This is a genomic window from Shinella sp. CPCC 101442 (assembly GCF_024704725.1).
Classification (GTDB): Bacteria; Pseudomonadota; Alphaproteobacteria; order Rhizobiales; family Rhizobiaceae; genus Shinella.
In genome coordinates this window covers 829909-855924 of the sequence record NZ_JALIQS010000002.1, presented here as the reverse complement: position 1 = coordinate 855924, position 26016 = coordinate 829909, and the positions used below count along the sequence as shown (strand labels likewise).

Annotated in this window: 28 protein-coding genes; 19 read left to right on the top strand and 9 right to left on the bottom strand. The window is 63.8% G+C overall.

Annotation, left to right across the window (positions count from 1 at the left end; all coding sequences use genetic code 11):
- Positions 1–118: 118 nt before the first annotated feature.
- The 9 genes from apbC to MUO32_RS09360 all read left to right on the top strand — a co-directional run bounded on the left by apbC (position 119) and on the right by MUO32_RS09360 (position 8867).
- On the top strand, positions 119–1333 hold the full coding sequence (gene apbC, locus MUO32_RS09400; RefSeq protein WP_257947947.1) for an iron-sulfur cluster carrier protein ApbC: 1215 nt from the start codon (positions 119–121) through the stop codon (positions 1331–1333).
- Between the two features lie 158 nt (positions 1334–1491).
- Positions 1492–2475, top strand: coding sequence for a magnesium transporter CorA family protein (locus tag MUO32_RS09395; RefSeq protein ID WP_308311275.1), 984 nt, complete (start codon positions 1492–1494; stop codon positions 2473–2475).
- Positions 2476–2488: 13 nt separating this feature from the next.
- Positions 2489–4390 carry a potassium transporter Kup gene (locus MUO32_RS09390; RefSeq protein WP_257947946.1) on the top strand — a complete coding sequence of 634 codons (1902 nt, stop codon included), beginning with the start codon at positions 2489–2491 and terminating at the stop codon, positions 4388–4390.
- A 379-nt stretch (positions 4391–4769) separates the two neighbouring features.
- On the top strand, positions 4770–5855 hold the full coding sequence (locus MUO32_RS09385) for a cell wall hydrolase (protein WP_257948242.1): 1086 nt from the start codon (positions 4770–4772) through the stop codon (positions 5853–5855).
- A 268-nt stretch (positions 5856–6123) separates the two neighbouring features.
- Positions 6124–6519 (top strand): AtpZ/AtpI family protein, encoded by a 396-nt coding sequence (locus tag MUO32_RS09380; protein WP_257947945.1) that lies wholly within the window; start codon positions 6124–6126, stop codon positions 6517–6519.
- Positions 6520–6579: 60 nt separating this feature from the next.
- Positions 6580–7332: a F0F1 ATP synthase subunit A gene (locus MUO32_RS09375; RefSeq protein ID WP_257947944.1), complete on the top strand. Its 753-nt coding sequence runs from the start codon at positions 6580–6582 to the stop codon at positions 7330–7332.
- 66 nt (positions 7333–7398) lie between these two features.
- Positions 7399–7626: a F0F1 ATP synthase subunit C gene (locus MUO32_RS09370; protein ID WP_117368645.1), complete on the top strand. Its 228-nt coding sequence runs from the start codon at positions 7399–7401 to the stop codon at positions 7624–7626.
- A gap of 90 nt (positions 7627–7716) precedes the next feature.
- Complete coding sequence (locus MUO32_RS09365; RefSeq protein ID WP_257947943.1) at positions 7717–8370, top strand: F0F1 ATP synthase subunit B; 654 nt, start codon at positions 7717–7719, stop codon at positions 8368–8370.
- Positions 8371–8381: 11 nt separating this feature from the next.
- Positions 8382–8867 (top strand): F0F1 ATP synthase subunit B, encoded by a 486-nt coding sequence (locus tag MUO32_RS09360; protein WP_257947942.1) that lies wholly within the window; start codon positions 8382–8384, stop codon positions 8865–8867.
- A 166-nt stretch (positions 8868–9033) separates the two neighbouring features.
- Here the strand turns inward: MUO32_RS09360 and MUO32_RS09355 are convergent, their stop codons facing one another.
- On the bottom strand, positions 9034–9210 hold the full coding sequence (locus tag MUO32_RS09355; protein ID WP_257947941.1) for a hypothetical protein: 177 nt from the start codon (positions 9208–9210) through the stop codon (positions 9034–9036).
- Positions 9211–9366: 156 nt separating this feature from the next.
- Here MUO32_RS09355 and MUO32_RS09350 point away from each other — a divergent pair, with 156 nt between their 5' ends.
- Complete coding sequence (locus tag MUO32_RS09350) at positions 9367–9795, top strand: VOC family protein (protein ID WP_257947940.1); 429 nt, start codon at positions 9367–9369, stop codon at positions 9793–9795.
- Between the two features lie 301 nt (positions 9796–10096).
- Here MUO32_RS09350 and MUO32_RS09345 read toward each other — a convergent pair whose 3' ends face one another.
- Both MUO32_RS09345 and MUO32_RS09340 read right to left on the bottom strand, forming a co-directional pair.
- Positions 10097–10750, bottom strand: a complete 654-nt coding sequence (locus MUO32_RS09345) for a ribonuclease HII (protein ID WP_257947939.1) — start codon at positions 10748–10750, stop codon at positions 10097–10099.
- A gap of 225 nt (positions 10751–10975) precedes the next feature.
- Complete coding sequence (locus MUO32_RS09340) at positions 10976–12133, bottom strand: PA0069 family radical SAM protein (RefSeq protein WP_257947938.1); 1158 nt, start codon at positions 12131–12133, stop codon at positions 10976–10978.
- A 161-nt stretch (positions 12134–12294) separates the two neighbouring features.
- Between MUO32_RS09340 and MUO32_RS09335 the strand changes: the two genes are divergently transcribed.
- Positions 12295–12828: a glycosyl transferase gene (locus MUO32_RS09335; protein ID WP_257947937.1), complete on the top strand. Its 534-nt coding sequence runs from the start codon at positions 12295–12297 to the stop codon at positions 12826–12828.
- A 3-nt stretch (positions 12829–12831) separates the two neighbouring features.
- Here the strand turns inward: MUO32_RS09335 and MUO32_RS09330 are convergent, their stop codons facing one another.
- The 5 genes from MUO32_RS09330 to MUO32_RS09310 all read right to left on the bottom strand — a co-directional run bounded on the left by MUO32_RS09330 (position 12832) and on the right by MUO32_RS09310 (position 18378).
- On the bottom strand, positions 12832–13824 hold the full coding sequence (locus MUO32_RS09330; RefSeq protein WP_257947936.1) for a calcium-binding protein: 993 nt from the start codon (positions 13822–13824) through the stop codon (positions 12832–12834).
- 79 nt (positions 13825–13903) lie between these two features.
- Positions 13904–14452: a molybdenum cofactor biosynthesis protein B gene (gene moaB, locus MUO32_RS09325; RefSeq protein WP_257947935.1), complete on the bottom strand. Its 549-nt coding sequence runs from the start codon at positions 14450–14452 to the stop codon at positions 13904–13906.
- Positions 14439–15338 carry a 4-(cytidine 5'-diphospho)-2-C-methyl-D-erythritol kinase gene (locus MUO32_RS09320; protein ID WP_257947934.1) on the bottom strand — a complete coding sequence of 300 codons (900 nt, stop codon included), beginning with the start codon at positions 15336–15338 and terminating at the stop codon, positions 14439–14441. Before MUO32_RS09320 ends, moaB begins: the two co-directional genes overlap by 14 nt.
- Before the next feature lie 4 nt (positions 15339–15342).
- Entirely contained in the window at positions 15343–17196 is a 1854-nt protein-coding gene (locus MUO32_RS09315) for a tetratricopeptide repeat protein (RefSeq protein WP_257947933.1), read from the bottom strand.
- 165 nt (positions 17197–17361) lie between these two features.
- Positions 17362–18378, bottom strand: a complete 1017-nt coding sequence (locus MUO32_RS09310; RefSeq protein WP_257947931.1) for a polyprenyl synthetase family protein — start codon at positions 18376–18378, stop codon at positions 17362–17364.
- Positions 18379–18486: 108 nt separating this feature from the next.
- On the opposite strand from MUO32_RS09310, the gene MUO32_RS09305 reads away from it, so the two are divergent.
- The 6 genes from MUO32_RS09305 to MUO32_RS09280 all read left to right on the top strand — a co-directional run bounded on the left by MUO32_RS09305 (position 18487) and on the right by MUO32_RS09280 (position 23021).
- Positions 18487–18708 carry a DUF2007 domain-containing protein gene (locus tag MUO32_RS09305; protein ID WP_257947929.1) on the top strand — a complete coding sequence of 74 codons (222 nt, stop codon included), beginning with the start codon at positions 18487–18489 and terminating at the stop codon, positions 18706–18708.
- Positions 18705–19502, top strand: coding sequence for a tRNA1(Val) (adenine(37)-N6)-methyltransferase (locus tag MUO32_RS09300; RefSeq protein ID WP_257947928.1), 798 nt, complete (start codon positions 18705–18707; stop codon positions 19500–19502). Before MUO32_RS09305 ends, MUO32_RS09300 begins: the two co-directional genes overlap by 4 nt.
- Before the next feature lie 77 nt (positions 19503–19579).
- The gene (locus tag MUO32_RS09295) at positions 19580–20452 is read left to right on the top strand and encodes a S49 family peptidase (RefSeq protein ID WP_257947927.1); all 873 of its coding nucleotides are present in this window, start codon (positions 19580–19582) and stop codon (positions 20450–20452) included.
- A 33-nt stretch (positions 20453–20485) separates the two neighbouring features.
- A complete protein-coding gene (locus MUO32_RS09290) occupies positions 20486–20677 on the top strand; it encodes a hypothetical protein (protein ID WP_257947926.1) in 192 nt (63 codons plus the stop codon).
- Between the two features lie 208 nt (positions 20678–20885).
- Entirely contained in the window at positions 20886–21965 is a 1080-nt protein-coding gene (locus MUO32_RS09285; RefSeq protein WP_257947925.1) for a dTDP-glucose 4,6-dehydratase, read from the top strand.
- A gap of 93 nt (positions 21966–22058) precedes the next feature.
- Entirely contained in the window at positions 22059–23021 is a 963-nt protein-coding gene (locus MUO32_RS09280; protein WP_257947924.1) for a glycine--tRNA ligase subunit alpha, read from the top strand.
- A gap of 76 nt (positions 23022–23097) precedes the next feature.
- Here MUO32_RS09280 and MUO32_RS09275 read toward each other — a convergent pair whose 3' ends face one another.
- The gene (locus tag MUO32_RS09275) at positions 23098–23343 is read right to left on the bottom strand and encodes a hypothetical protein (RefSeq protein ID WP_257947923.1); all 246 of its coding nucleotides are present in this window, start codon (positions 23341–23343) and stop codon (positions 23098–23100) included.
- Between the two features lie 151 nt (positions 23344–23494).
- On the opposite strand from MUO32_RS09275, the gene MUO32_RS09270 reads away from it, so the two are divergent.
- Both MUO32_RS09270 and MUO32_RS09265 read left to right on the top strand, forming a co-directional pair.
- Complete coding sequence (locus MUO32_RS09270) at positions 23495–24043, top strand: LemA family protein (protein ID WP_257947922.1); 549 nt, start codon at positions 23495–23497, stop codon at positions 24041–24043.
- Positions 24044–24057: 14 nt separating this feature from the next.
- Positions 24058–25992, top strand: a complete 1935-nt coding sequence (locus tag MUO32_RS09265) for a DUF2207 domain-containing protein (RefSeq protein ID WP_257947921.1) — start codon at positions 24058–24060, stop codon at positions 25990–25992.
- The last annotated feature ends 24 nt before the right edge of the window (positions 25993–26016 follow it).

Sequence of the window (26016 nt, the reverse complement as noted above, 5' to 3'; positions counted from 1 at the left end):
TGATCTCCGGCAAAGTTGCCGCTATCCCTTGCAGGTAAATTTGTTTGGCGGCGGCCTTCCTGTGCACTATCTACGGGAGGGCAGCGGGCCGATCCCGTGACAGGTTGATGAGGGTTTCATGACTGACGTGAGCAAGGAACAGGTGCTGGAACGGTTGCGCACGGTGCGCGGCCCGGACATGGACGGCAACATCGTCGATCTCGGCATGGTTTCCGACGTCTTCATTTCCGATGGCAAGGCTTATTTTTCGATCACCGTTCCCGCCGAGCGCGCCCGCGAGCTCGATCCCATGCGAGCCGCCGCCGAGCGGGTCGTCAAGGAAATTCCCGGCATCAAGGCCGCCATGGTGGCGCTGACGGCGGACAAGCGCGCCGCGTCCGGTCCGGCAACGTCGCGCGCGCCTGCGCCGCCATCGCCCGGCCGAGGCGCGGCGGATCACGGCCATGCCGGCCACAATCACGCGGGGCACAATCATGCCGGCCACGCCCATGCCGCACCCGCCCAGCCGCAGCAGCGCGCCAAATCCGGCATTCCCGGCGTCGGCGCCATCATCGCGGTCGCCTCCGGCAAGGGCGGCGTCGGCAAGTCGACGACCTCGGTCAACCTGGCGCTCGCGCTGAAGGCGAACGGCCTGCGCGTCGGCATTCTCGACGCCGACATCTACGGCCCTTCGATGCCCAGGCTCCTGAAGATTTCCGGCCGGCCGCAACAGATCGAGGGCCGCATCATCAAGCCGATGGAGAACTACGGCATCAAGGTCATGTCGATGGGCTTCCTCGTCGACGAGGAGGTTGCGATGATCTGGCGCGGGCCGATGATCCAGTCGGCGCTGATGCAGATGCTGCGCGAAGTCGCCTGGGGCGATCTCGACGTGCTCGTCGTCGATATGCCGCCCGGCACGGGCGATGCCCAGCTCACCATGGCCCAGCAGGTGCCGCTTGCCGGCGCCGTCATCGTCTCGACCCCGCAGGACCTTGCCCTCATCGATGCCCGCAAGGGCCTCAACATGTTCTCGAAGGTCGAGGTGCCGGTGCTCGGCATCGTCGAGAACATGAGCTATTTCATCGCGCCGGATACCGGCAACCGCTACGACATCTTCGGCCATGGCGGTGCGCGCAAGGAGGCCGAGCGTATCGGCGTTCCCTTCCTCGGCGAGGTGCCGCTGACCATGGACATCCGCGAGACGTCCGATGCCGGCACGCCCGTTGTCGTCTCCAATCCGGAAGGTGCTTCGGCCAAGGCCTACCGCGCCATCGCGGCGCGTGTCTGGCAGGAGCTGGAAACCGTGCAGGGCAAGGGTACGCGCAACGCGCCCGCCATCGTCTTCGAATAACAGGCTCTTTCGCCGCCCGGGACGCTCCGGGCGGTGGCCTTGATTTTTATGTTGCGCCGCGCAATATGCGCGGCCGACCGCTGATGGGCGGCGTCCAGTCACGTGCAGGATATGCGCGAGGGAGTGTGAGCGATGGGCCGCTTCGGAGCCACTCGCCGGTGATCACGGTTTTCCGTCCCAACGGCGAGGCGCAAGCCCTGCCCACCGAGGCCGATTCTGCCGCCGCCGATGCTCTCGCCGGTGCCGTGTGGGTCGATCTGCACGAGCCAACCCGCGAGGAGGAACTGCTGATCGAGCGCGTGCTCGGCCTGGAAGTCCCGACCCGCGATGAACTCAAGGACATCGAGCCGTCGAGCCGCCTCTATACCGACGGCGCCTCCACCTACATGACCGCTTCGCTGATCGTGAAGGCGGAGGGCGATCTGCCGCACCTCACGGATGTCGGCTTCATCCTGACCGCCGGCAAGCTGCTGACGGTGCGCTATGCCGAACCGCGCTCCTTTCCGCTTTTCAAGAGCGCGATGCACCGCATTCCGGGCGGCTGTTCCTCGTCGACCGTCATGATCACGCGGCTGCTCGAGACCATCGCGGACCGAACCGCCGAAATCCTCGAAATCGCCGTCGCGCGCGCCGATCAGCTGTCGCTGGAAGTGTTCGGCGAAAACCGGCACCTTTCCCGCAGGCCGCCGCGTTATCTCGAAGACCGCGTCGTGCAGGTCTCGGCACTTCACCGGCTGCTCGCCAAGGCGCGCGACAGCCTCATGTCGCTCTCCCGCATGCTGACCTTCCTGCACGCGCTGCCGGCGCTGCAATCCGACCGGGTGAGCCTCGAACTCTGCCGCACGGTGCAGCGCGACGTGCAGTCGCTGCTGGAACACGCCAATTTCGTCGCCGGCAACATCACCTTCCTGCTCGACGCGTCGCTCGGCCTTATCAGCCTCGAGCAGAACGCCATCATCAAGATTTTCTCGATCGCCTCCGTCGTCCTTCTGCCGCCGACGCTGATCGCCTCCATCTACGGCATGAACTTCGAATTCATGCCGGAACTGCGCGTTGCCTATGCCTATCCGCTGACGGTCGGCGCGATGGTGCTTTCGGCAATCCTCCCGTTCTTCTTCTTCCGCTGGAAAGGCTGGCTTTAGGCCTGATCGTCCCATGCAACCACATGCCGGTAGCGCACCGCACACCCACAGCCGGGCGCGCACGCTGTTTCTTCTGTCGCTCGGTTCCGTCGGCGTCGTCTATGGCGATATCGGCACGAGCCCGCTCTACGCCTTCCGCGAGGCGCTGCGCCCCGTCGCGCGTGATGGCCTGGAACGCCTGGAGGTCATCGGCCTCATCTCGCTGATGATCTGGACGCTGACGGTCATCGTCACGCTCAAATACGTGCTCTTCCTGTTGCGCGCCGACAACCACGGCGAGGGCGGCACGCTGTCGCTGCTGGCGCTCCTCTCGAAGACGGCGGGCAACCATAGCCGTATCCTCTTCTTCCTGGGCGCCATCGGTGCGGCGCTCTTCATCGGCGATGCCATGATCACGCCGGCGCTTTCGGTTCTGTCGGCCGTGGAGGGCCTGGAACTGGTGACGCCCGCCCTTGGCGACTATGTCGTGCCCATCTCGGTGGTCATCCTTGTCCTGCTGTTTGCCGTGCAGTCCTGGGGCACGGCCGCCGTCTCGAAGTTCTTCGGGCCGATCACCGCGGTCTGGTTCATCGTCATGGGCGTTGCCGGTCTCAACCACATCAGCGACGATCTGGGCATTCTCGCGGCGTTCAATCCCTACTACGCCGTTCTGTTCATGCTCAACGAAGGTTATGTCGGCCTCGTCGTGCTGGGCGCCGTCTTCCTCACGGTCACGGGGGCGGAAGCGCTCTATGCCGACCTCGGCCATTTCGGCCGCCGGCCCATCCAGTGGGCCTGGTTCTGTCTGGTGTTTCCGGCCCTCACGCTCAATTATCTCGGCCAGGGCGCGCTGGTCCTCGCCCATCCCGAGACGATCGCCAACCCGTTCTTCCTGATGTTCCCGAAATGGGCGCTGCTGCCGGTGGTGATCCTCGCCACCTTCGCCACCGTCATCGCCAGCCAGGCGGTGATAACAGGCGCCTTCTCGTTGACGCGCCAGGCGATCCATCTCGGCTTCCTGCCGCGCATGGAAATCTACCACACGTCGGAAACCCAGACCGGGCAGATCTACCTGCCGGGCGTCAACACCGTGCTGCTCTTCGGCGTGATGATGCTCGTCTTCATCTTCGGCTCGTCCGAAGCGCTGGCGACGGCCTATGGCATCTCCGTCACCGGGGCCATGGTGGTGACGACGGTGCTTGCCTTCGAATTCCTGCGCAAGCGCTGGCGCTGGAAGCCGCTCGCCGCCGCTGCGGTCCTGACGCCGCTCTTCCTGCTCGAACTGACCTTCCTCGGCGCGAACCTCCTCAAGGTGCATGACGGCGGCTATGTGCCGGTCGCGATCGCTGCCGCGGTCGTGGTTCTGATGTGGACCTGGACGCGCGGGACGCGCATCCTGCGCGACAAGACGCGGCGGATCGAGGTTCCTCTGCCGGCTTTCGTCAAGTCGGTGGAAAAGCAGAGCGCCCATGCCCCCGTGCAGGTCACGGGTACGGCGATCTTCCTGACGAGCGACCCCGATTTCGCCCCGGCCGCGCTCCTGCACAACCTCAAGCACAATCACGTGTTGCACGACCAGAACTTCATTCTGACGGTCAAGACCGCCAACACACCGCGCGTCGCGCGTGCCGAGCGCTTCAAGGTCGAAAAGATCTCCGAGCGCTTCTCGCGCATCGAATTGCGTTTCGGCTTCATGGAGACGCAGAACGTCTCCAGCGCACTCGGCCTGATGCGCAAGTCGGGGCACAAGTTCGACATCATGTCGACCTCGTTCTATCTCGGCCGGCGCAAACTGGTGCCCGATGCCCAGTCCGGCATGCCGATGTGGCAGGACCGGCTGTTCATCGGTCTCGCCAACCTCGCGACCGACCCGTCCGACTATTTCCGCCTGCCGACCAACCGCGTCGTCGAACTCGGCTCGCACGTCGTCATCTGAGCAATTCCAGCAAAAGTGTGCAGCGGTTTTGCGTCCGCAATCGCGCCGGTCACTGACGCAAATGTGAAGGGGAGGTGATCGGCCTCCCCTGAAGCCGTTTATCAGCATTAACCAAGCATCAAGGTTAATGCTTCATTTTACCCTGACAACGAGCCGTCAAGAGGCCCGTGCTTCGGCGCGGAAAGGCTCCCATACGAACATTCCGGGCAGGAGGTCACGCCGGTGAAAGCTGGCGGTGGGGCCTGCGCGCGCATCAGGGTTGCGGAGTAATCAGTTGCGTAAGCGTAGCATTCGTCATGCAGGTGCAGGCCGCTTCCTCGCGTATCTGAAGCGGGAATGGAAAATCCCCCTGGCGCTAGGCCTCGGCCTCGCCGCCGTGATGCCGACCCAGTCGGCCCATACCGACCTTGCCACCTATCTCGCCGGTCTCAACCGCAAGGGCGGCAACCAGACCATGGTGCTCACCCGTTCGCCCGCCGGCTCCGTGCACGAGGTGGAGATCGAATTCGCCGACGCCATGATCACCGGCGGCATCGAGAGCGGGGCAGGGGTGGAACTGCCCGGCGGAATGACGGCCGCCCTGCGCAGCGAGAACAAGGGCAAAGGCGGAATTCCCGACGAGGACCGTGTCAACCGCCGCGACAAGAAGGGCCGCATCGTCGCCGTGATGCCGGTCCTGCCGCCGAAGGATTTTACCGCGGGGTCGATTCTCGAACGTACCAGCTCGCTTCTCTCTCCGGTTTTCGACACCGGCCAGCGCATGGCCTTCGCCAGGGCCGAGATCAAGGGCAAGGAAATCGAGATCGCCACCGCGTTCTACAAGAAGACGCCCGTCCGCAAGGATATCGGCATGTCCTCGGTCATTGCCGGCCTCGTGACGAACGACAAGGCGGATGTCCTCGCCACGGCCTATGCGCGCGTCGAGCCGGACTATGCCCGGGAATCACCCTTCGATTCGATTCTGAAACCGAAGACCGAGCTCGGCCGTTTCATCCCCGAAATATCGCCGGAGGATCACGCCTGGGCGGCAACCGCGCTGCCGGCGGAGGTTTTTTCCGCCAAGGAGCAGAAGTGCCTTGCCGAGGGCATCTACTTCGAGGCGCGCGGCGAAGAGGTCAAGGGCCAGGCCGCCGTCGCGCAGGTCATCCTCAATCGTGTGCGCAACCCGTCCTATCCGAAAACCATCTGCGGGGTCGTCTACCAGAACGAAAACTGGCGCAACCGCTGCCAGTTCTCCTTTGCCTGCGACCGCATTCCCGACCTGATCCTCTCGCCCTGGCACTGGAAAACCGCCAAGGAGATCGCCATGGCCGTGACGGCCGGCAAGATCTGGTTCGACGACGTTGGCTCATCCACGCACTACCACGCCACCTATGTGAACCCGCCCTGGGGCCGCACGATGAAGCGCGTCGCCAAGATCGGCAAACACATCTTCTACCGCACCTATGGCGGTGGCTGGAGCTGAGGCTTCGTCCTTCAGGCTGCGGTGAGTCCGCGCGATCGTGTAAACGATTCCCGGGACGAGAAGTCGCGCATGGCGCGTCGATCCGCACAAATCATTGATTTATCTCAATATATTTGGCCTTGCACAAAGCTTCGCCATGCCTTGACTATGCGGGCACCTAAAACTATGTTGCGGCCGACTTCGAAAGGGGTCGGTATGGCTTGAATCCTAGCCTTCAATATGTCCGCAATGGGGCGAAAGCGCCGCGGAAAGAGAAACGGGAAGCGCCATGGCCGACGATCAAAAGACAAGTCTGGAAGACCGGCTGAAACGCCTTGACGCGGAACTCGCGGAAAGGCGCAAGGATGACGGGGCGGAAGCAGCCGCCGAGGCGCGGGCATCGGAAAGCCGTAAAGGCTATGCGGTTGCCATGAAGCTCTCGAGCGAGTTCGTCGCAGCCGTCATCGTCGGGGCGCTTCTGGGCTATCTTTTGGACCATTTTGCGGGTACAGGGCCCTGGGGGATGATCGTTCTTCTTCTCCTCGGCTTTTGTGCCGGCGTTCTGAACGTCATGCGCGCGGCAGGCATGGTGGCATCGCCCCATCCGGTCGACAGGCTGGCGGGGCGAGAGCTCCAAAAGCCGGCGAGCGGGCAGGACGAGACCGACACGAGGGATGACGCCTGACGGCGATATCCCACATTGGGTGACTTCCGCCGCAAGGCGGGCAAGCGAGAGAGATAAACGGTGTCCAACGATCCGACCCACCAGTTCCTGGTCAACAAGATTGTTCCGATCGAAATCGGCGGTATCGATTTCTCGTTCACCAATGCATCGCTCTTCATGGTCGCCACCGTCGCGGTCGCCACGGGCTTCCTCTATTTCACGACCGGCCAGCGCGGTCTGGTTCCGAGCCGCATGCAGTCGGTCTCGGAAATGTCCTACGAATTCATCGCCTCCATGCTCCGGGAAGGGGCGGGTAGTCACGGGATGAAGTTCTTCCCGTTCGTCTTCTCGCTGTTCATGTTCGTGTTGACCGCGAACCTGCTCGGCATGATGCCCTACTTCTTCACCATCACCAGCCAGATCATCGTCACCTTCGCGCTTGCCATGCTCGTCATCGGCACGGTCGTGGTCTACGGTTTCTACAAGCACGGTTTCGGCTTCCTCAAGCTCTTCGTGCCGGCGGGTGTTCCCGGTGCGCTTCTGCCGCTGGTTGTCTCGATCGAGGTCATCTCGTTCCTCTCGCGTCCGATCAGCCTCTCGATCCGTCTCTTCGCCAACATGCTGGCGGGTCATATCACGCTCAAGGTCTTCGCCGGCTTCGTCACCTCGCTCAGCGCCCTTGGCGCCGTCGGTGTCGCCGGTGCGATCCTGCCCCTTTTCATGACCGTCGCCCTGACCGGTCTCGAATTCCTCGTGTCGTTCCTGCAGGCCTATGTCTTCGCAGTTCTGACATGCATGTACCTGAACGATGCCGTGCATCCGGGCGGTCACTAAGGAAAAAGTCGCCGGCGCCCTCGGGCGTCGCTCATAAGCCGCAACAACCCATTCAAGGAGTTCAACATGGAAGCGGAAGCAGCAAAGTACATCGGCGCAGGTCTTGCCACGTTCGGTCTCGCCGGCACGGCTCTCGGCCTCGGCAACATCTTCGGCAACTACCTGGCCGGCGCTCTTCGCAATCCGTCTGCTGCTGACAGCCAGTTCGGCCGTCTCGTATTCGGCTTCGCCGTTACGGAAGCTCTGGGCATCTTCTCGCTGCTCATCGCTCTCCTTCTCCTCTTCGCCGTCTAATACCGGCTGAGGACTGGACCATGGCCCTCTAAGGGCCGTGGTCCATCGTACGTTTCGTACATGATCTGAGAGTGCCCCCTGGAGGTCAGCATGTCTGTGACCTTGGCATCGGCCGAGTCCACCCCTTTCGAAATCGCCCAGGCGGAAACTCCTGCGGATGCGCATGAGACCCCTGCGGATGCGCATGCGGCTCAGCCGGCAGGCGAAGTGCACACCGAAACCGGTGTTGCCCATGGTGAGGAAGCCGGTTCCGGCGTTTTCCCGCCTTTCGACCAGACCACGTTCGCATCGCAGCTCCTGTGGCTTGCGATCACCTTCGGTCTTTTCTACCTTCTCATGTCGAAGGTCGTCATTCCGCGCATCGGCGGCATCCTCGAGACGCGTCATGATCGCATCGCGCAGGATCTCGACGAAGCATCCCGCCTGAAGGCGGAAGCCGACGCCGCGATTGCTGCCTACGAGCAGGACCTCGCGTCCGCCCGCACCAAGGGCAATGCGATCGCTTCGGCCGCCCGCGACGAAGCCAAGGCCAAGGCCGACGCGGAACGCGCCAAGATCGAAGCCTCGCTGCAGGACAAGATCGCCGGTGCCGAAACCCGCATCGCCGAAATCAAGGCCAAGGCGCTTGCCGATGTCGGCACGATCGCCGAGGAAACGACGACTGCTCTCGTCGAGCAGCTCATCGGCTCCAAGGCTACCAAGGCCGAGATCGCTTCCGCCGTGAAGTCGGTCGCAGGCAAGTAAGGGAGGTTTCGATGCATTTCGACGCAACATTCTACGCCTTTGTCGGCCTCCTGCTGTTCCTCGCCCTCATCGCCTACCTCAAAGTTCCTGGCATGATGGCAAAGGGTCTCGACGCCCGCGCGGAAAAGATCCAGAACGAACTGGCGGAAGCCAAGCGTCTTCGCGAGGAAGCCCAGCACCTGCTCGCCGAATACCAGCGCAAGCGCAAGGATGCCGAAGCGGAAGCCGCCAGCATCGTCGCTGCCGCTGAACGCGAAGCAAGCGCGCTGACCGCCGACGCCAAGCAGAAGACCGAAGAATACGTTACCCGCCGTACGGCGCTCTCCGAGCAGAAGATCAAGCAGGCGGAAGTCGACGCGATCAACGCCGTCCGCGCCGCCGCCGTCGACCTCGCTGTCGCGGCTGCCGAAAAGGTGATCGCTTCCAAGTCCGACGCCGCCACCGGCAAGGCTCTCTTCGACAACGCCATCGGCGAAGTGAAGACCCGCCTGAACTGAGCGGTTTTCAGGGAATGATTTGAAAAGGCCGGCGGAAACGCCGGCCTTTTTGCTTTGCCGCACAGGGCGGTGAAGAAGCTGGTCGCCGCGCGCTGCACGCCCGCACGGCAAAGACCCGGATGCAGGGGAACATCCGGGTCTTCAGGGAGGTCAGTGACAGGATCGTTTAGCGGCAGACCTTGATGCGCTTGATGACGATGTTGCCGTAGTAATCGTAGGACTTGATCTTCTTGATAAAGCAGTAAGGCTGGTAGTCATAGCTGTAATAGCCAGCCTGGGAAGGCGCCGCGAAGGAGACGGCGGCGACGAGGGCGACAGTGGCGGAAACGATGATCTTGCGCATGGGGTCTCTCCTGATCGGTTTAGGATGAGCCTCTCTCATCCGGTGATCAGACTTTCCCACAACGCTGGGCTAGCCGCTGTTCCTGATGGAACAGGGTGTTGACGGCGAGGGCCGGCGACCTAGCTAGAAGGCTTTCCTCTTCAAGGGAGAGCAGGCATGGAAACGCAGGAACTCCATCGCGGCCGTCTCATCGACCACATCCAGCTGGTCGTGCGCGATCTCGCGGCGAGCCGCCGCTTCTACGAGGCCATTTTCGACGCGCTAAAAATCCCGATCGGCGGCACCGGCGCCGACTATTTCTGGGTGGACGAGCTGTTCATCTCGAGCGTCGACAGCCAGGCGGCCGCGGGAAAACTGACCGGGCGCCATCACCTCGCCTTTCAGGCGGCGGACCGCGCCATGGTGACGGCGTTCCACGAGGCGGGCCTTACTGCCGGCGGCAAGGACAATGGCGGGCCTGGCGAACGGCCGTATCATCCCGGCTATTTCGCCGCCTTCCTGATCGATCCCGATGGCAACAACATCGAGGCGGTCTATCACGGCGAGGCGAAACGCAGCGCGCCTTCAGTGAAGATCGCGTTCTAGGTGAGGCGTGGCCCCAAGCGGATTGCGGGACGATGAAAGGGCGAGGCCGCTGGCGCGCCACCGCGAGATCGGTCTTGAAGCGCATAGCCGCACGACTGGAAAAGTCCGTCCTCGTGATGTTGTCACAACCGCGCTGCGTCAAGCCGCGGATTTACACAGCATCTGGATAGTCGGCCTCGATCCCATCGTCCCGAACGCGGGTCGCGCGGAGGAGCGTCCGGGTGTGCGCCTCACATTCCCGGGCACGATGGGGTGCGGCGCGCGCATTGCCCGGCACCAGGGCGAGCCTTCAAGCCGGGCGTCAATCGTCCCGTCGCAATGGTCGAAAACTCATGCGATGGAGGCGGCAGGGGCCAAGGCTCTGGATGGCGTCGCGATGCACTTGCGTGGCGTAGCCGGCGTGGACGGCAAAGCCGTAGCCTGGAAAGGTGCCTTCCGCACGGGCCATCATCCGGTCGCGCGTCACCTTGGCGACGATGGAGGCGGCGGCGATGGAGACCGAGAGCGCGTCGCCCTTGACGACGGCGCGACCCTCGCAGGCGAGACCCGGCGGCACGTCACGACCATCCGTCAGCACGAGCTTCGGTGCGATCTCCAGTCCGGCGACGGCGCGGCGCATGGCGTCGAGGCTCGCCTTGCGGATATCGGTGTCATCGATGCGGCGCGAACCGCTGGAAGCGATGGAAACGAAGGCGGATTGCAGGATGAGCGTGAAGAGCGCCTCGCGTTTCGCCGCGCTCAGCTGCTTGGAATCGTTCAGCCCCTCGGGAATGTTCTCCGGATCGAGGATCACCGCGGCGGCCACGACGGGGCCGGCAAGCGGCCCGCGCCCGGCCTCGTCGGTGCCGGCCACCGGCCAGAGGCCGCGCTTGCGGGCAGCAATCTCCATCGCAAAATCCGGCCCTTTGGGCAGGTCGAAAAGAAGGCGGGAATCGGAGGATGCGCTTTTGGCCATGGCGGCGACCTTGCACATCCGTCCGATTCCCTGCAAGTCCTCCGACGCTTGCGGCGGGTCGGAGGAACACCCGGCGCGCCCAGGGGCTGACGCTGCCGGAAGAGGTCTTGCGAGACCCGCCGGAACCGGTTCGGGTCACGCTTGTTTCAACTCATCATCACGCCGCCCGTCTCGATAGGGCAGCGGGTGCCGTGAGGGGTGTTTAGGCCGTCCCTCGGTTTGCGATCACAGCAGCGAAAGCTGCACGCCGCTGCCGGACGGCGGTATGAACTGGTCGCTGGCGAGGCTGCGGCGGGTGCGGGTCAGCCCCAGCCGTTTGGATGCCATTTCGAAGCGACGGGCGATCTGCCAGGCATAGGGTCCCGCACCCTTCATGCGCTTGCCGAATTCCGCGTCGTAATCCTTGCCGTCGCGCATCGAGCGCACCAGCGACATGACGTGACGGTAGCGGTCCGGATAGTTGCGCAGCAGCCAGTCGCGGAAGAGGGGGCTGACCTCCAGCGGCAGGCGCAGCAGCACGTAGCTCGCTTCCAATGCGCCGGCCGCCTTGCCCGAATCGAGCACCCGCTCGATCTCGTGATCGTTGAGGCCGGGAATGATCGGCGCCATCATGATGGCGGTCGGGATGCCGGCCTCGGAAAGCGCGCGGATCGCCTCCAGCCGGCGCGGCGGCGTTGCGGCGCGCGGTTCCATGGTGCGCGCCAGCTTGCGGTCGAGCGTCGTGACGGACAGGCCGACCCAGGCAAGGCCACGCGTGGCCATGCGCGAGAGAATGTCGATGTCGCGCATGACAAGCGCCGATTTGGTGACGATGGAGACCGGATGGTTGGCCTTGTCCAGCACCTCGAGGATCTGGCGCATGATCCGCCATTCCTTTTCGATCGGCTGGTAGGGATCGGTATTGGTGCCGATGGCGATGACGCGTGGCTTGTAGCCGGGCTTGGAAAGTTCGCGCTCCAGAAGTTTTGGCGCATCGGGCTTGGCAAACAGCTTCGCTTCGAAATCGAGGCCGGCGGAAAGCCCCATGAAAGCGTGTGTCGGCCGGGCGAAGCAGTAGATGCAACCATGCTCGCAGCCGCGATAGGGATTGATCGAGCGATCGAAGGGGATGTCGGGCGATTCGTTGCGGGTGATGATCGTGCGTGGCTTCTCGACCTGTACTTCCGTGCGGAAAGGCGGCAACTCTTCCAGCGTCTGCCAGCCGTCGTCGAAACCTTCCCGCGTCAGCGGTTCGAAGCGGCCGGTAAAATTCAGCCCGGCCCCGCGACCACGCCGGCGATCTCCATCGATACGCATGCCCGTTTCAGCCAGCAGCGCGTCGGCAACGTCTTTCGTGTGGCCGGGCGCAAGCGCGCCCTGCCTGAGGCTCACAAGATCGTTCATGGCTGTCTCCGGGAGCTGTGGGGCTCCGATTCAATGACTATATTCCTATCGCCGGAATGAGAACATTGCAAGAACAAAATTCCACTCCGCTGCTAACCACACCTGATATCGGCGGGGAGTGAACGATGGAAATCCATGCTGCAATGCGGTACTGAAGGAGAATGCTGACAATTATCATGGAATGCCGGGACAACGAGGCAGAGCTGGCGCAGACCCTTTCGGCGCTGGTGGCCGGCGCCGTCGAGGGGGTGGTGCGCGATGTGATCGTGCTCGACCATGGCTCCCGCGATGGGTCGCCCAGAGTGGCGGATGCTGCCGGCTGCCGTTTCCTGACGAGCTGGGACATGACGGATGTGGTGCGCTCGGCGCGCGGCGACTGGCTGCTGCTTTTGGAGCCTGGCGCCAGACCGCTTGCCGGCTGGGTGGATGCGGTCGTCGATCATGTGGCGATCAACGGCAATCCCGCGCGGTTTCTCGGCTCCCGCAGTCATCGCCGGCCGTTCCTCCAGCGGCTCGGCCGTCGCAAGGCGCCGCTGGAGCTCGGTTATCTCGTCAGCAAGCGCCAAGCCTCCGCGGTGGTGCGTTCGGGCATGGCGCTTGCGGATATGGCAAAGGGGGCCGGCGTACGTGCGCTCGTTGCCGAGATCGTGCCGGCCTGGGCGGTGAAGGCCCTGCGGGCCGAGATGGCCCGCTAGGGTTCAGAGCAGGAAGTCGCCCTTCAGCAGGCTGTCCACGCCGCGTATTTCGATTTCCAGGTCGGCACGGCCGTCCCCGTTGGTGTCGCCGGAGACGATGCCGTTCTTGAAGCGCAGTTCGCCGGCCTTTTCGGAAAAGGCGTTTGCGCCGATGAAGCTGAAGGCCTGGTTGCCGGTTTGCCCGGATATGGCGTCGATGTCGCGCAGGTCGATTCTGTCGCGTTCGCCGTGGTTGAAGTCGAGGATCACGTCGCGGCCGTCGCCGCGGACGCTTTCCAAGCGGGAGTTGAAGTCGAAACGGTCGGCGCCGGCATCTCCCTGCAGCAGGTCCGTGCCGCGCCCGCCGACGAGCACGTCATTGCCGGCGCGGCCGGCGAGCGCGTCGTCACCGCCAAGACCTTTCAGCACATTGGCGACACGCGAGCCGAAGATGACGTCGTCGGCATTGGTGCCTTCCGCCCTCTCGATGCTGATCAGCTGCTCGAAGCGGTTGGCGCCGGTCTGGGCGATCCCTTGCTGAAGGTCGATGCCGACGCCGGAGCCGCCGACGACGTTGTCGTCATCGCGGGGCAGATAGCTGATCGAATCGACGCCCTTGCCGCCGTTGAAGGTGTTTTGCTGGCCGACGGAGAAGAAGCGGTCATTGCCGCTCTCGCCCAGATAGGTGCTCTTGAAGGTGCTGACGACGATCTTGTCATTGCCGGCGCCGGCTTTGATGAGGTCTGCGCGCTCGTTGGAAAACGAGGCGAAACCCGTGCCGACATAGGTATCCTTGCCGCTGCCGAGCAGAATGAGGTTGCCGTCTTCCTTGACATTGACAACACTGTCATTGCCTGAGCTCGCATTGACGAAGTTGCGGCCGCCGAAATCGTCGGAACGGTTGAGGATGATGGTGTCGTTGCCGCCAAGCGCGCGGATCGTCAGCTCGGTGTTGTTGATGTTGCCGCCCTGGACGATGCGGTCGGCGCCTGCGGTTCCGGTGATCGTGCGTGCCATGGTCTCTCTCCTTCACTCTCCGTGTTGGAGAATTCATAGAGCAGGCTCGCAGAACGCGCAGTTTCCTATGGAACAGAGGTCAGACAGCCGAACGCTTCAGGTGTTCGTCGAGGCGCGGCATGATTTCCACGAAGTTGCACGGCATGTGGCGATAATCGAGCTGCGCCTTCAGGATGCCGTCCCAGGCATCCTTGCAGGCGCCCGGCGAGCCGGGAAGCACGAAGATGAAGGTGGAGTTGGTAACGCCGCCCGTCGCGCGGGACTGGATCGTCGAGGTGCCGATCTTGTCGTAGGAAATGCGGTGGAACACTTCGGAGAAGCCATCCATGCGCTTTTCGAAGATCGGTTCCAGCGCTTCCGGTGTCACGTCGCGACCTGTGAAGCCTGTGCCGCCGGTCGTGATGACGACGTCGATGGCGTCGTCGCGCGTCCAGGTTTCCACCTGCGCGCGGATCTCGGCTACGTCGTCCTTGACGATGGCGCGGGCGGCAAGCCGATGGCCGGCCTCCGTGATGCGGGCGGCAAGCATGTCGCCGGAGCGGTCGTCGGCAAGGCTGCGCGTGTCGGAAACGGTGAGCACGGCAATGCCGACCGGAAGGAAGGGCCGTGTTTCGTCAAGCTTCGCCATCTGCGTCTCCCAGCGTCGTCGTGGCGGCGAAGAACCAGCGCGGATGTTTTCGCGAGAGCGCTGCCGCCGCCGCTTCCGCCGCCTCTGGCGAAAGATATAGCGCGAAGCAGGTCGCTCCGGAACCGGACATGCGCACGACGCGCGCATCGGTCGCGGCAAGACCTTCGGCGATGATTGCTATTTCCGGGCAGAGCTGGCGCGCTGGAGGTTCCAGATCGTTGCGCAGGCGCGCGATGGCGCTCAGCCAGTCCGCAGGATGTGTTTCCAGATCCAGCGGCGGGTTGTTTCGGGAGGCGAGTGCCTTGAAAACGGCGGGCGTCGAGACGCCGACCAGCGGGTTGGCGAGCACGACGGACATCGCCGGCAGGGCGACGGGCGTGATGTCCTCGCCGATACCGCGGGCGATGAGCGGGCGGCCGGCAAGACACATCGGCACGTCGGCGCCGAGGCCGACGGCGATGGCGTCGAGTGCGCCTTGCGGCAAACCGCCCTGCCAGAGGGTGAGGAGACCGCGCAGCGCCGCCGCCGCATCCGCCGAGCCGCCGCCGATGCCCGATGCGATCGGCAGGTTCTTTTCGAGATGGATGCGAGCGGGCGGGGCGTCTTGCCCCTGTTCGGCAAGGGCAGCGCGCAGCCGGTCGCGGGCACGGGTCACGAGGTTGTCGCCGTCGGCATCAAGGGCTGCGCCGAAGCGGCCGGAGATGGTGAAGCGGTCTTCCGGAGCGGGAGAAAAGCCGAGACGATCACCGAAGGCGGTGAAGGTGACGAGACTGTCGAGCAGATGATAGCCATCCTCGCGCCGCCCGACGACGGAAAGCGCGAGGTTTATCTTTGCCGGCGCCTGTTCGACGACGGCAAAGCCTGAAAGGCTGTCTGCGGCCTGCATGCGGTCAGGACTTGCGATCGACCGCCGTGCCCTCGGGCGAGGGGTTCTGCAACGGCTTTTCGTCCTTGGCTTCGGCCGAGGCCGGCTCGGTCTTCTTCAGCTCCGGCAGACCGTTCTCGACCTTCAGCTTGATCTTCGGGATTTCCGCCTCTTCCGGCTTTAGGCCGAGCGCGCGGTTCCACTGGAAGGTCGCTTCCAGCTTGCGGCCGACACGCCAGTAGGCGTCCCCAAGATGGTCGTTGATGGTCGGATCGCCGGCCTTCAGTTCGGCGGCGCGCTCGAGTTCGGCTACCGCGTCGTCGAAACGGCCAAGGCGGAAATAGGCCCAGCCGAGCGAATCGACGATGTAGCCATCATCCGGCTTCAGGCTCACCGCCTTGCGGATCATGTCCAGACCCTCATCGAGGTTCTTGTTCATGTCGACCCAGGAATAGCCGAGATAGTTCAGCACCTGCGGCTGGTCGGGATTGAGCTCCAGCGCCTTGCGGAAGTTCGGCTCTGCCTTGTCCCACTCCTTCAGCCGCTCATGCGCGATGGCGCGCTGGAAGAAGATGCTCCAATGGTTGCGCTGCGGCACGGCGCCGATGACATCGGCCGCCTTGTCGTAGAGCGCGGCCATCGCCTTGTAGTCCTTGGCGTCGGAATACACGCTGCCGAGCGCCAGATAGCTGCGCAGGTCGGACGGATCGGCGTCGATCAGCTCCTGCAGGTGCTTCTTGGCCTCGGCAACCTTGCCGGTATCGGCGAGGTTCAGGCCGAGTTGCAGCTCGGAAATGCGGCGCATCGGCGATTTCTCGGGCACGGCGCGGTAATATTCGATCGCGCGTTCCGGCTTTTTCTGGTTCTCGGCAAGGCCGCCGAGCAGAACCAGCATGTCGTCGCTGTCGGGGTCGAGCGCCCGCGCCGTCTGCAGGTAGAGCGAGACGATGTCTTCCGCGCCGTCGCGGTTGAGTGCGCCGCCGATGGAGAAGAGTACGGCGGCGGCACCCTGCGCGGCCGTGCGGACCTGCTGTTCCTGCTTTTCGCCCGATTCGATGCTCTGGCGCAGCGCCTTGAGCGGCGCATAGCTGGTGATGAAGTTGTCGCCGACGGCGACCGCGTCGAGCGCCTTCTGCTTGTTGCCATCGCGGGCTTCAAGACGCGCCAGCGCCATCACGGCGCGCAGGAATGTGTCGGGCGCGGCACTAGCGCCATTGCGATCGAGGATCGCTTCGTTCAACCGCGCACGGGCTGTCGATTTATCACCGGCGGCGGCGGCGAGCGCGCCGGCATGATAGTTCTTGAAGATGGCGAGCCATTCCGGCCCTTCCATTCCGCTGATCAGCTTGAGCGCGTCCTTCGGCTTGCCGTCGCCGAATTTGGCCCAGGCAAGGAGAAGGTCGTTCATCATCTTGTCGAGATCGTTCGGGCCCTTGTAGACGAGGATCTTTTCGGCGGACTTGTACTCGCGCTTGCGGATCGCTTCCATGCCGCGAACGACAGCGGTGATGCGCTCGACGGCCGGGTCGTTCTTGAGGGCGTCTGCGAGCTTCACGCCTTCCTCGAAGTCGCCGTTCATCAGCTGCGTCACCATCAGGCGCTGCTTGACGTCGGCATTGGTGGCGTCGAACTGCAGCGCGATCTTGTAGAGCGCGACGGCGGTCTCATAGTCCTTGTCGAAATCCGCCGTGCGGGCGGCGAGGAAGGCGCCGGAGAAGGTGTTGACGCTCAAGGGGTCGAACGGCGTTTCTTCGGCGGCCGCCACGGCAGGCTTATCCTCCGCGTGAGCCGCGAGAGGGCCGGCCAAGGAACCGGCAAGCGCGATGCTGGCCGCGAGCGCGACGCCGGAAAGGAGCCGAAGGAGGAAGGAATGCCGCATCAAAATGCCTTTCGCCAGCAGGTATGAAAGAAGCCCCGGAAACCACGCATGACAATTCATGCCACGATGGCGCCCAAATCATGCATGGACTCATGACGGCAGAGAATGGCTTTTTTGGCGCGGTGCGGCAAGAAAATCCTGCCGCACTCTTTTGGGTCCGTGGGATCAGCTGACGCGCGAGATGCAGAAGTCGATGACTTCGAGCAGCGCATCCTTCCAGGGCGACGCCGGAAGCGGCGCCAGCGCATCTCGGGCGATCATGCCGTAGTGCTGCGCGCGGGCAATGGTATCGCTGAGGCCGTTGTAGCGCGAGATGAGGCCGAAGGCGCGCTCGAGGTTGGCATCGTCGCTCTTGCCGCCCTCGATGGCTTCCCGCCAGAAGGCGCGGTCTTCCGCCGTGCCGCGCCGCCAGGCGAGGATGACCGGCAGCGTGATCTTGCCCTCGCGGAAATCGTCGCCGGTGTTCTTGCCGAGGTCGGCCGCCTTGCCGCCATAGTCCAGCGCATCGTCGACGAGCTGGAAGGCGAGGCCGAGATTCATGCCGTAGGATTTCAGCGCGTTGCGCTCGGCCTTGCTCGTGTTGGAGACGATCGGTCCGACTTCGGCGGCAGCGGCGAAGAGCGCGGCCGTCTTGGCGCGGATGACCTGAAGATAGTCGTCTTCGGTCGTTTCCATGTTCTTGGCGACGGAGAGCTGGAGCACTTCGCCTTCCGCGATCACGGTGGCGGCCGTCGAGAGCACGTCGAGGGCTTCCAGAGAGCCGACCTCGACCATCATCTTGAAGGCCTGGCCGAGCAGGAAATCGCCGACGAGCACGCTTGCCTGGTTGCCCCAGATCATGCGGGCGGTGGATTTGCCGCGGCGAAGGTCGCTTTCATCCACCACGTCGTCATGCAGAAGCGTCGCCGTGTGCATGAACTCGACGCTGGTCGCGAGCTTGATGTGATGGTCGCCGTCATAGCCGAACATCGAGGCGGATGCGAGCGTCAGCATGGGGCGCAGGCGCTTGCCGCCCGAGGAGATCAGGTGGTTGGCGACCTCCGGGATCATCTGCACGTCGGAACCGGCTTTCGACAGGATCAGCTGGTTCACCCGCTCCATGTCGGCCTTGGTCAGGTCCACCAGCGGCTTCACCGATGCCTGTTTGTTTTTGCCTTCTTCAAGCGGTATCACGACGCCCAAATGCCCGGACTCCTGTTCATTTTTGTTGAAAGACAATAGAAAGCGGGGCTCCATGCGGCAAGAGGCGAATTGTCCCGCCTCCCCAATTATGGCTGGAAAACGACCGGAATGATCGAACTGATCCGCACCAACGACGCCGTCCTGCTCTCCTTCGCGGAAAGCCTGATGAAAGAAGCAGGCATCCATTGCCTGATAGCCGACCAGGGCATGAGTATCCTCGAAGGCTCGCTCGGCATGCTGCCGCGCCGCTTCCTGGTCGAAATCGACCGGGAAGACGAGGCCCGCCGGATCCTCAAGGATGCGGGGTTGGAAGCGGAGCTGCGCGCGTGAGCGAAACGGCGCAAAAGCCTGTCACCGAAACCGTGGACGCCTTCCATTACGGCCGCTTCCATCTGGTGCAGCCGAAGGGTATCGGGCATCGGTCGGGCATGGATGCCATGCTGCTTGCCGCCCTCGTCGCCGGTGAGGGCCCGATGCGCGTCGCCGATCTCGGCGCGGGCGCGGGTGCTGCCGGCCTTGCCATCGCCGCACGCCTCGAAAAGGCCGAGGTGCTGCTTGTCGAGCGCTCGCCGCTGATGGCCGGTTTCGCCCGCAAGACACTGGCGCTTGCCGTCAACGCCGCTTTCGCCCCGCGTGTTTGCGTGCTGGAAGCGGATGTCGGCCTCTCCGGCAAGGCGCGCATCGAAGCAGGTCTTGCGGATGGTGCCTACGATCACGTCATCATGAACCCGCCCTTCAACGACCGCGTCGACAGCCGTACGCCCGATGCCCTGAAGGCCGAGGCCCATGCCATGGAGAACGATCTTTTCGAGCGCTGGATCAAGACGGCGGGCGCCATCATGAAACCGGGCGGCCAGCTCTCGCTGATCGCCCGCCCGCAATCGATCGCCGAAATCATCGCCGCCTGCGGCCGGCGCTTCGGCGGCATCGAGATCACCGCTTTGCACGCCCGTAACGGCGAGCCGGCGCTGCGCATCCTCGTCACTGCCGTCAAGGGCTCGCGCACCAGGCTGGCGCTACGCATGCCGCTCGTCATGCACGAACCCGGCCAGCACGACTTCACCCCCTTCGTCGACGCCCTCAACAACGGCCTCGCCACCTATCCGCGCTTGCCCAGAGCCTGATTTTTCAGCAACGCCATTGTGTTTTCTCCGCTCGTGCATACATCAGCCGAGCAATGAAACTGGAGATAGAGCGCGCGATGGCCGGATTTTTGAGAACGCTGGTGCCGAAGAGGTTTCGCAAGCAGGGCGTGGCGATCCCGGTCGTCAGGCTGCATGGCGCGATCATGACCGGCGGCAGCCAGTTCCGGCCGGCGTTGAATATTGCAACTGCTTCCGCAGCACTCGAGAAGGCGTTTTCCTACAAGGATGCGCCGGCCGTCGCCATTTCCATCAATTCGCCCGGCGGCTCGCCGGTGCAGTCGCGCCTGATTTTCCAGCGTATCCGTGACCTGGCGGAAGAGAAGAAGAAGCGCGTGCTCGTCTTCGTCGAGGATGTCGCGGCCTCGGGCGGCTACATGATCGCGCTGGCCGGCGACGAGATTTTTGCCGACCCGACCTCCATCGTCGGCTCGATCGGCGTCGTCTCCGGCGGCTTCGGCTTCCCGGAAATGTTGAAGAAGATCGGTGTCGAGCGCCGCGTCTACACGGCCGGCACCAACAAGGCGATCCTCGATCCGTTCCAGCCGGAGAAGGAAAACGAGATCGATTATCTCAAGACGCTGCAACTCGAAATCCACCAGGTCTTCATCGACATGGTCAAGACGCGCCGGGCGGGCAAGCTTGCCGACGATCCGGATATTTTCTCCGGCCTGTTCTGGACCGGTGGCCGCGGCCTGTCGCTCGGCCTCATCGACGGTCTCGGCGATATGCGTTCCGAATTGAAGAAACGCTATGGCGAAAAGACCCGCCTCGAACTTGTCTCCGCGCCAAAAGGGCTGTTTGGTCGCAAGTCGCCGGGCATCGGGGGGCTTTCCGACGACATGGCCGGGCGTATAGGTTCGGCTGGCGTCGCGGCGGTGGCCGATCTCGCGGAAGAAAAAGCGCTGTGGGGCCGTTTCGGTCTTTCCTGACAAGGCGCATGGAACAAACCTGGGGGAGGGGCGATGGCCCAGATCATCTTTCTGCTTCTGGTCGTCGGCCTTGCCTGGTTCGGCTACCGCAAGTTCGTGGCTGACGCCGAGCGACTCAGCCGGTTGCGCAAGCGTGCCGAAGAGGAACGCCAGACCGGCGCGACGGGTACGCTGGTGAAGGATCCGGAAACCGGCGAGTACCGCCTGCGCCGTGACGACGAGTAGTTTTCCGGTACGATCCGTACCGTTCCGGGAGCCGGCAAAAGCCGGTTTCGTATCGGCTTGGTACATTAACCAAACCCCGTAAGGTTAATGCCGGATTTACACTGGTGCATCCCAGGGTTTTGCTTGCTCCCGCGCGCAGGAAGGCCGATTTAACGGCAAAGGTCGCATGATGCGGCCCGCCTATGCGTGCAGTGAACGGAGTAAACCCATGGCCTCGCTCGACCTCAACCGGATCCGCACCATCGTCGTGACCGGTGGCGCAGGCTTCCTCGGCTCGCATATCGTCGACGACTTGCTTCACCACTGCCCGAATGCCCGCATCCGCGTGCTCGACAGCTTCACCTATGCCGCCGACATGGCGCATCTCGATGCCGCCTTCCGCTCCGGCCGCGTGACGCTGCAGGAAGGCGATGTCGGCAATCTCGATCTCGTCACCGAGGTCTTGAAGGATGTCGACCTCGTCGTGCATGCGGCCGGCGAAAGCCATGTCGAGCGCGCCTTTTCCGTGCCGGAACGTTTTACGCTCGCCAATGCGCTGGGCACGCAGGTTCTGGTGGAGGCGATGGGCCGCCGCCGCGTGCCGCTGATGATTCATATCAGCTCGGCGGAAGTCTACGGCGCCGGCACCGGCGGCAATGGCGCGCCGGTCGGCGAGCTTGCGCCACTCCTGCCCGATAATCCGCATGGCGCCTCCAAGGCTGCCGCCGAAATGCTGATCGCGGGCCTCACCCGCTCCTTCGGCCTCGATATCCGCGTGCTGCGGCCGGTCAATGTCATCGGCACGCGCCAGAACGTGGAAAAGCTGCTGCCGCGCTTCCTGGAACTCGCCACCGTCGGCCGGCCCCTGCCGGTGCATGGCGACGGCGCCCAGATGCGCGCCTTCGTCACTATGGCGGATTTTTGCTCGGCGCTGCGCTCGGTGGTGACCGGCGGGACGGAGAACGCCACATACAACGTCGCCGGTGATGACTTCTTCGATATCCTGACGGTCGCCCGCATGGTGCTCGATGCCGTGCAGGAGCCGGTATCCGGCGTGAATTTCGTGGGCGGCCGCCCCGACAATGCCAACCGTCCGAAGCTCGATACGCAGGCGCTGAAGGCGCTCGGCTGGCAGGCGAAGGGCTCGCTTCGCCGTGAACTGCCCGCCCTTGCCGCCTGGTATGGCGCGCGCGTTCCCGCCGGCCTGCGCCGCCAGATCCGCAACGTGCCGGACCTGGCGCCGCAGCGTGTGCAGGCCGTCACGCAGGCTGCCGGTTCCGGTCTCTTCCGCTCGCTCGAGCGGCACTGACGGGTTGCGGGCCGGCGCCCGAAACCCTTGACCCCCAGGGCACATCGTGGCACCAGTCCGCCAGCTTTTCAAAGAATGCCCGGATAGACGCCGATGACCTCTGCCGCCCTGCCTGACCACATGAATCCGACGCGCTCCTTCCAGGGGCTGATCCTGACGCTGCACAATTACTGGGCGGACAAGGGCTGCGCGGTTCTCCAGCCCTATGACATGGAAGTCGGCGCCGGCACGTTCCACCCGGCAACCACCTTGCGTGCGCTCGGCCCCCGCCCGTGGCGCGCGGCCTATGTGCAGCCCTCGCGCCGCCCGTCCGACGGTCGCTATGGCGAAAACCCGAACCGTCTTCAGCACTATTACCAGTATCAGGTCATCCTGAAGCCGAACCCGTCGAACCTGCAGGAGCTTTATCTCGGTTCGCTCGCCGCCATCGGCCTCGACCCGTTGCTGCATGACGTGCGCTTCGTGGAAGACGACTGGGAAAGCCCAACGCTCGGCGCCTGGGGTCTCGGCTGGGAGTGCTGGTGCGACGGTATGGAGGTCTCGCAGTTCACCTATTTCCAGCAGGTCTGCGGCATCGAATGCTCGCCGGTTGCCGGCGAACTGACCTACGGTCTCGAACGCCTCGCCATGTATGTGCAGGGCGTCGACAATGTCTATGACCTCAATTTCAACGGCCGCGAGGGCGACGAGAAGATCACCTATGGCGACGTCTTCCTGCAGGCCGAGCAGGAATATTCCCGCCACAATTTCGAATTCGCCGATACCGCGATGCTGCACCGCCATTTCATCGACGCGGAGAAGGAGTGCCTGGCGCTGCTCGCCGCCGGTGCGCCTGGTGATGCCGATAACCAGCGCCTGCACAAATGCGTGCTGCCGGCCTATGACCAGTGCATCAAGGCGTCCCACGTCTTCAACCTGCTCGATGCACGCGGCGTGATCTCCGTCACCGAGCGCCAGAGTTATATTCTGCGCGTGCGCACGCTGGCCAAGGCCTGCGGCGAGGCCTTCCTTTTGACGGATGCCGGCGGCGTGAACTGGACCAAGGACGCGGCCTGATCCGCTTCCGCAAGTCTCTCAATGCAAAAGTCATCCGGACCTGCCGGATGGCTTTTTTGTTTGCGGGGAGAAAACCTCAAGCCTGCGAGGAGACCTTCACGCCGAGTTCCCAGACGGGCTTCAGGGTGGGGAAGGCGCCGGTGGGAAGCTGGCCGGCATAGGTCTGGAGAGCCCGGCGTACACCCGTCGGACGGTCGACCGAAGCGCCCATCGTGTAGGCGAAGAACAGGGCGGTGAAACCGAGGACGTTGAGGGTGAAGATGAGGGCTTTCATGGCGGTGGCTTCAAGGTTCGTGTTGGCGATGAAGCGACTATCGGCCAAAGCGCGTCCGCGCGCGGTTCCCCCGGTGACAGGCCGGGAGAGTGTTGATGCTATTGGTGGAATGGCCACAGGCATTGGCCCGGAAAGGGCTTTCCTGCCGCGCGGCGAGTGCTAAGTTCGCAGGCAACGAAGAGAAGGAGCGGAGAACCCCATGATCGGTCTGGCAATTGCGGCGGTGGTCGTCATCTACGCCATCATCATCTACAACGGCCTGGTGCGCGCACGGCAGGTCAAGGAAGAAGCCTGGTCGGGCATCGACGTGCAGCTGAAGCGTCGCGCCGACCTCATCCCGAACCTTCTTGAGACGGTGAAAGGTTACGCCGCGCACGAAAAGGAGACGCTGGAAAAGGTCGTGGAACTGCGCAACCGCGCGCAGGCGGTGCCGGCGGGCGATATTGCCGGGCGCGCGCAGGCCGAAGGTTTGCTGAGCCAGGCGCTTGGCCGCATCTTCGCCCTGGCCGAAGCCTATCCCGATCTCAAGGCCAACCAGAATTTTTCGGAACTGCAGCAATCGCTGGAGACGATCGAGGAAGAAATCCAGATGTCGCGGCGCTACTACAACGGTGCTGCGCGCGATCTCAACGTCAAGGTCGAGAGCTTTCCCTCGAACCTCGTGGCGAGCGTCTTCAAATTCATCAAGGCGCCCTATTTCGAGATCGACAACCCGGCCGACCGTGCCGTGCCGACTGTAAAATTCTGATCCCGGAGTATTTCATGTCTCGGATTGCCGCGCTGCTGACGCTCTGGTTCTTCGTCCTCGTGGGCGGAGCGGCGCAGGCCGAAGAGTATTTCGACCGCTACAATTCCGATATCGCCGTGGCGAAGAACGGCACGCTGACGGTGACGGAGACGATCCGCGTCCATGCCGAGGGCAACCAGATCCGTCGCGGCATCTACCGCGATTTCCCCCTGACCTTCGTCGATGCGAACGGGAAAGAGCTGGAGGTCGGCTTCAAGATCCTCGGCGTCGAGCGGGACGGCAAGCCGGAGCCCTATCGCACGGAAAGCATCCGCCGGGGCGTGCGCATCTATTTCGGCTCGGCCGATGTGCTGCTCGATCCTGGTTTCCATCAATACCGCCTGACCTACGAGACGACGCGGCAGATCCGCTTCTTCGACACGCATGACGAGCTGTTCTGGAACGTGACGGGCACGGAATGGGCCTTCCCGATCCGCAGCGCCACCGCCACCGTCACCCTGCCCGAGGGCGTGAAGGCGGAGGAACTGATCTATTTCACCGGCCCGCTCGGCGCGACGGACAGGAATGCGCGCGCGCAAAATCGCGGCAATCAGGCCACGTTCGAGACGACCCGTGCGCTTGGCCCGCAGGAGGGTCTGACGATCGGCGTGAAAATGCCGGCCGGCAGCATCGCAAAACCGACGGCGGCGGAGGAGCGCGCGCTGTTCCTGCGAGACAACCGCAACCTCTTCCTCGCCTTCGGCGGTCTCATCCTCGTCGTCGGCTATTATCTCTGGGCCTGGGTCTCTGTCGGCCGCGATCCGCCCGCCGGTGTCGTCGTGCCGCGCTGGGATGCGCCGGAGGGCCTGTCGCCCGCCCTCGTCAACTATATCGAGGAGAAGGGGTTTGGCGGGCGGGGGTGGACGGCGGTGTCGGCCTCGTTCCTCAATCTGGCGGTCAAGGGGCTGGTCAACCTTGAGGATCTCAAGACCTCCATCGTCGTCACCCGCACGGACAAGGCGGTGGCAGGCGACCCGCCGACCGGTGAGAAGACGCTGCTCGCTTCGCTTGGCGCTGCCGGTTCGAGCCTCGTCATCGACAAGTCGAACGGCAAGCGCGTGCAGACGCTGGGCAACAATTTTCGCGATGCGATGGAAAAGGAACACCGGCGCAAATACTACCTCGCCAACTGGCCGCAGATCATCGGCGGCGTCCTCCTCTCGATCGCCTGCCTTGCCGCCCTCATCCTCTTCGGCTCGTTGCCGGAGGAGGGTATCGTGCTGGTCATCCTGCCGGTTTTCGCCTCCGTCTTCGTGTCGATCTTCGCGCTGGCGCTCGGCCAGAATTTGCGGCGGGCGAAATCGCTCGGCGCGCGCATCGTGGCGGTCGCCATCATCGCCTTTGCCGGCTTCGTCTTCTTCACGATGTTCGGCGGCATCGCGCTCGCGCTCTTCGCGACGGGGGCGGCCAACGGCCACCTGCCGCTGTTTTCCGCCATCGGCGGCATCGTCGTCGCCAATCTCGTCTTCTTTTTCCTGATGGGCGCGCCGACACCGCTCGGCCGCAGGATGATGGATGGCATTGCGGGCCTGCGCCAATATCTGACGCTCGCCGAAAAGGACCGCATGAACATGGCCGGCGCGCCCGAAATGTCGCCGCGCCATTTCGAGACCCTGCTGCCCTACGCCGTGGCGCTCGGCGTGGAAAAGCCCTGGTCGCAGACCTTCGATCGCTGGTTGCTGACTGCCGCCGCGGCCGGAGCCGCCGCTGCCTACCAGCCTGCCTGGTATCACGGCGACAGTTTTTCCTCCGGCAGCTTCTCCGATCGCATGGGCGGCTTTGCCGGCTCCATGGCCGATACCATGACCTCCTCGCTGCCCGACCCGCCGAAAAGCTCGTCCTCCGGCTTCTCCTCGGGCGGCGGCTCCTCCGGTGGGGGCGGTGGCGGCGGCGGTGGTGGCGGCTGGTAGACTTTTCGGCATTGAGCGGATGAC

What these genes read in the sequence shown, in the direction of transcription:
- MUO32_RS09265 (WP_257947921.1), top strand. Translation starts at nt 24,058, where the DNA reads ATGTCTCGGATTGCCGCGCTGCTGACGCTCTGGTTCTTCGTCCTCGTG.
- MUO32_RS09290 (WP_257947926.1), top strand. Translation starts at nt 20,486, where the DNA reads ATGGCCCAGATCATCTTTCTGCTTCTGGTCGTCGGCCTTGCCTGGTTC.
- MUO32_RS09385 (WP_257948242.1), top strand. Translation starts at nt 4,770, where the DNA reads ATGCCGACCCAGTCGGCCCATACCGACCTTGCCACCTATCTCGCCGGT.
- MUO32_RS09360 (WP_257947942.1), top strand. Translation starts at nt 8,382, where the DNA reads ATGCATTTCGACGCAACATTCTACGCCTTTGTCGGCCTCCTGCTGTTC.
- MUO32_RS09285 (WP_257947925.1), top strand. Translation starts at nt 20,886, where the DNA reads ATGGCCTCGCTCGACCTCAACCGGATCCGCACCATCGTCGTGACCGGT.
- apbC (WP_257947947.1), top strand. Translation starts at nt 119, where the DNA reads ATGACTGACGTGAGCAAGGAACAGGTGCTGGAACGGTTGCGCACGGTG.
- MUO32_RS09280 (WP_257947924.1), top strand. Translation starts at nt 22,059, where the DNA reads ATGACCTCTGCCGCCCTGCCTGACCACATGAATCCGACGCGCTCCTTC.
- MUO32_RS09370 (WP_117368645.1), top strand. Translation starts at nt 7,399, where the DNA reads ATGGAAGCGGAAGCAGCAAAGTACATCGGCGCAGGTCTTGCCACGTTC.
- MUO32_RS09330 (WP_257947936.1), bottom strand. Translation starts at nt 13,824, where the DNA reads ATGGCACGCACGATCACCGGAACCGCAGGCGCCGACCGCATCGTCCAG.
- MUO32_RS09345 (WP_257947939.1), bottom strand. Translation starts at nt 10,750, where the DNA reads ATGGCCAAAAGCGCATCCTCCGATTCCCGCCTTCTTTTCGACCTGCCC.
- MUO32_RS09315 (WP_257947933.1), bottom strand. Translation starts at nt 17,196, where the DNA reads ATGCGGCATTCCTTCCTCCTTCGGCTCCTTTCCGGCGTCGCGCTCGCG.
- MUO32_RS09350 (WP_257947940.1), top strand. Translation starts at nt 9,367, where the DNA reads ATGGAAACGCAGGAACTCCATCGCGGCCGTCTCATCGACCACATCCAG.
- MUO32_RS09335 (WP_257947937.1), top strand. Translation starts at nt 12,295, where the DNA reads ATGCTGACAATTATCATGGAATGCCGGGACAACGAGGCAGAGCTGGCG.
- moaB (WP_257947935.1), bottom strand. Translation starts at nt 14,452, where the DNA reads ATGGCGAAGCTTGACGAAACACGGCCCTTCCTTCCGGTCGGCATTGCC.
- MUO32_RS09380 (WP_257947945.1), top strand. Translation starts at nt 6,124, where the DNA reads ATGGCCGACGATCAAAAGACAAGTCTGGAAGACCGGCTGAAACGCCTT.
- MUO32_RS09270 (WP_257947922.1), top strand. Translation starts at nt 23,495, where the DNA reads ATGATCGGTCTGGCAATTGCGGCGGTGGTCGTCATCTACGCCATCATC.
- MUO32_RS09355 (WP_257947941.1), bottom strand. Translation starts at nt 9,210, where the DNA reads ATGCGCAAGATCATCGTTTCCGCCACTGTCGCCCTCGTCGCCGCCGTC.
- MUO32_RS09390 (WP_257947946.1), top strand. Translation starts at nt 2,489, where the DNA reads ATGCAACCACATGCCGGTAGCGCACCGCACACCCACAGCCGGGCGCGC.
- MUO32_RS09365 (WP_257947943.1), top strand. Translation starts at nt 7,717, where the DNA reads ATGTCTGTGACCTTGGCATCGGCCGAGTCCACCCCTTTCGAAATCGCC.
- MUO32_RS09340 (WP_257947938.1), bottom strand. Translation starts at nt 12,133, where the DNA reads ATGAACGATCTTGTGAGCCTCAGGCAGGGCGCGCTTGCGCCCGGCCAC.
- MUO32_RS09305 (WP_257947929.1), top strand. Translation starts at nt 18,487, where the DNA reads ATGATCGAACTGATCCGCACCAACGACGCCGTCCTGCTCTCCTTCGCG.
- MUO32_RS09295 (WP_257947927.1), top strand. Translation starts at nt 19,580, where the DNA reads ATGGCCGGATTTTTGAGAACGCTGGTGCCGAAGAGGTTTCGCAAGCAG.
- MUO32_RS09320 (WP_257947934.1), bottom strand. Translation starts at nt 15,338, where the DNA reads ATGCAGGCCGCAGACAGCCTTTCAGGCTTTGCCGTCGTCGAACAGGCG.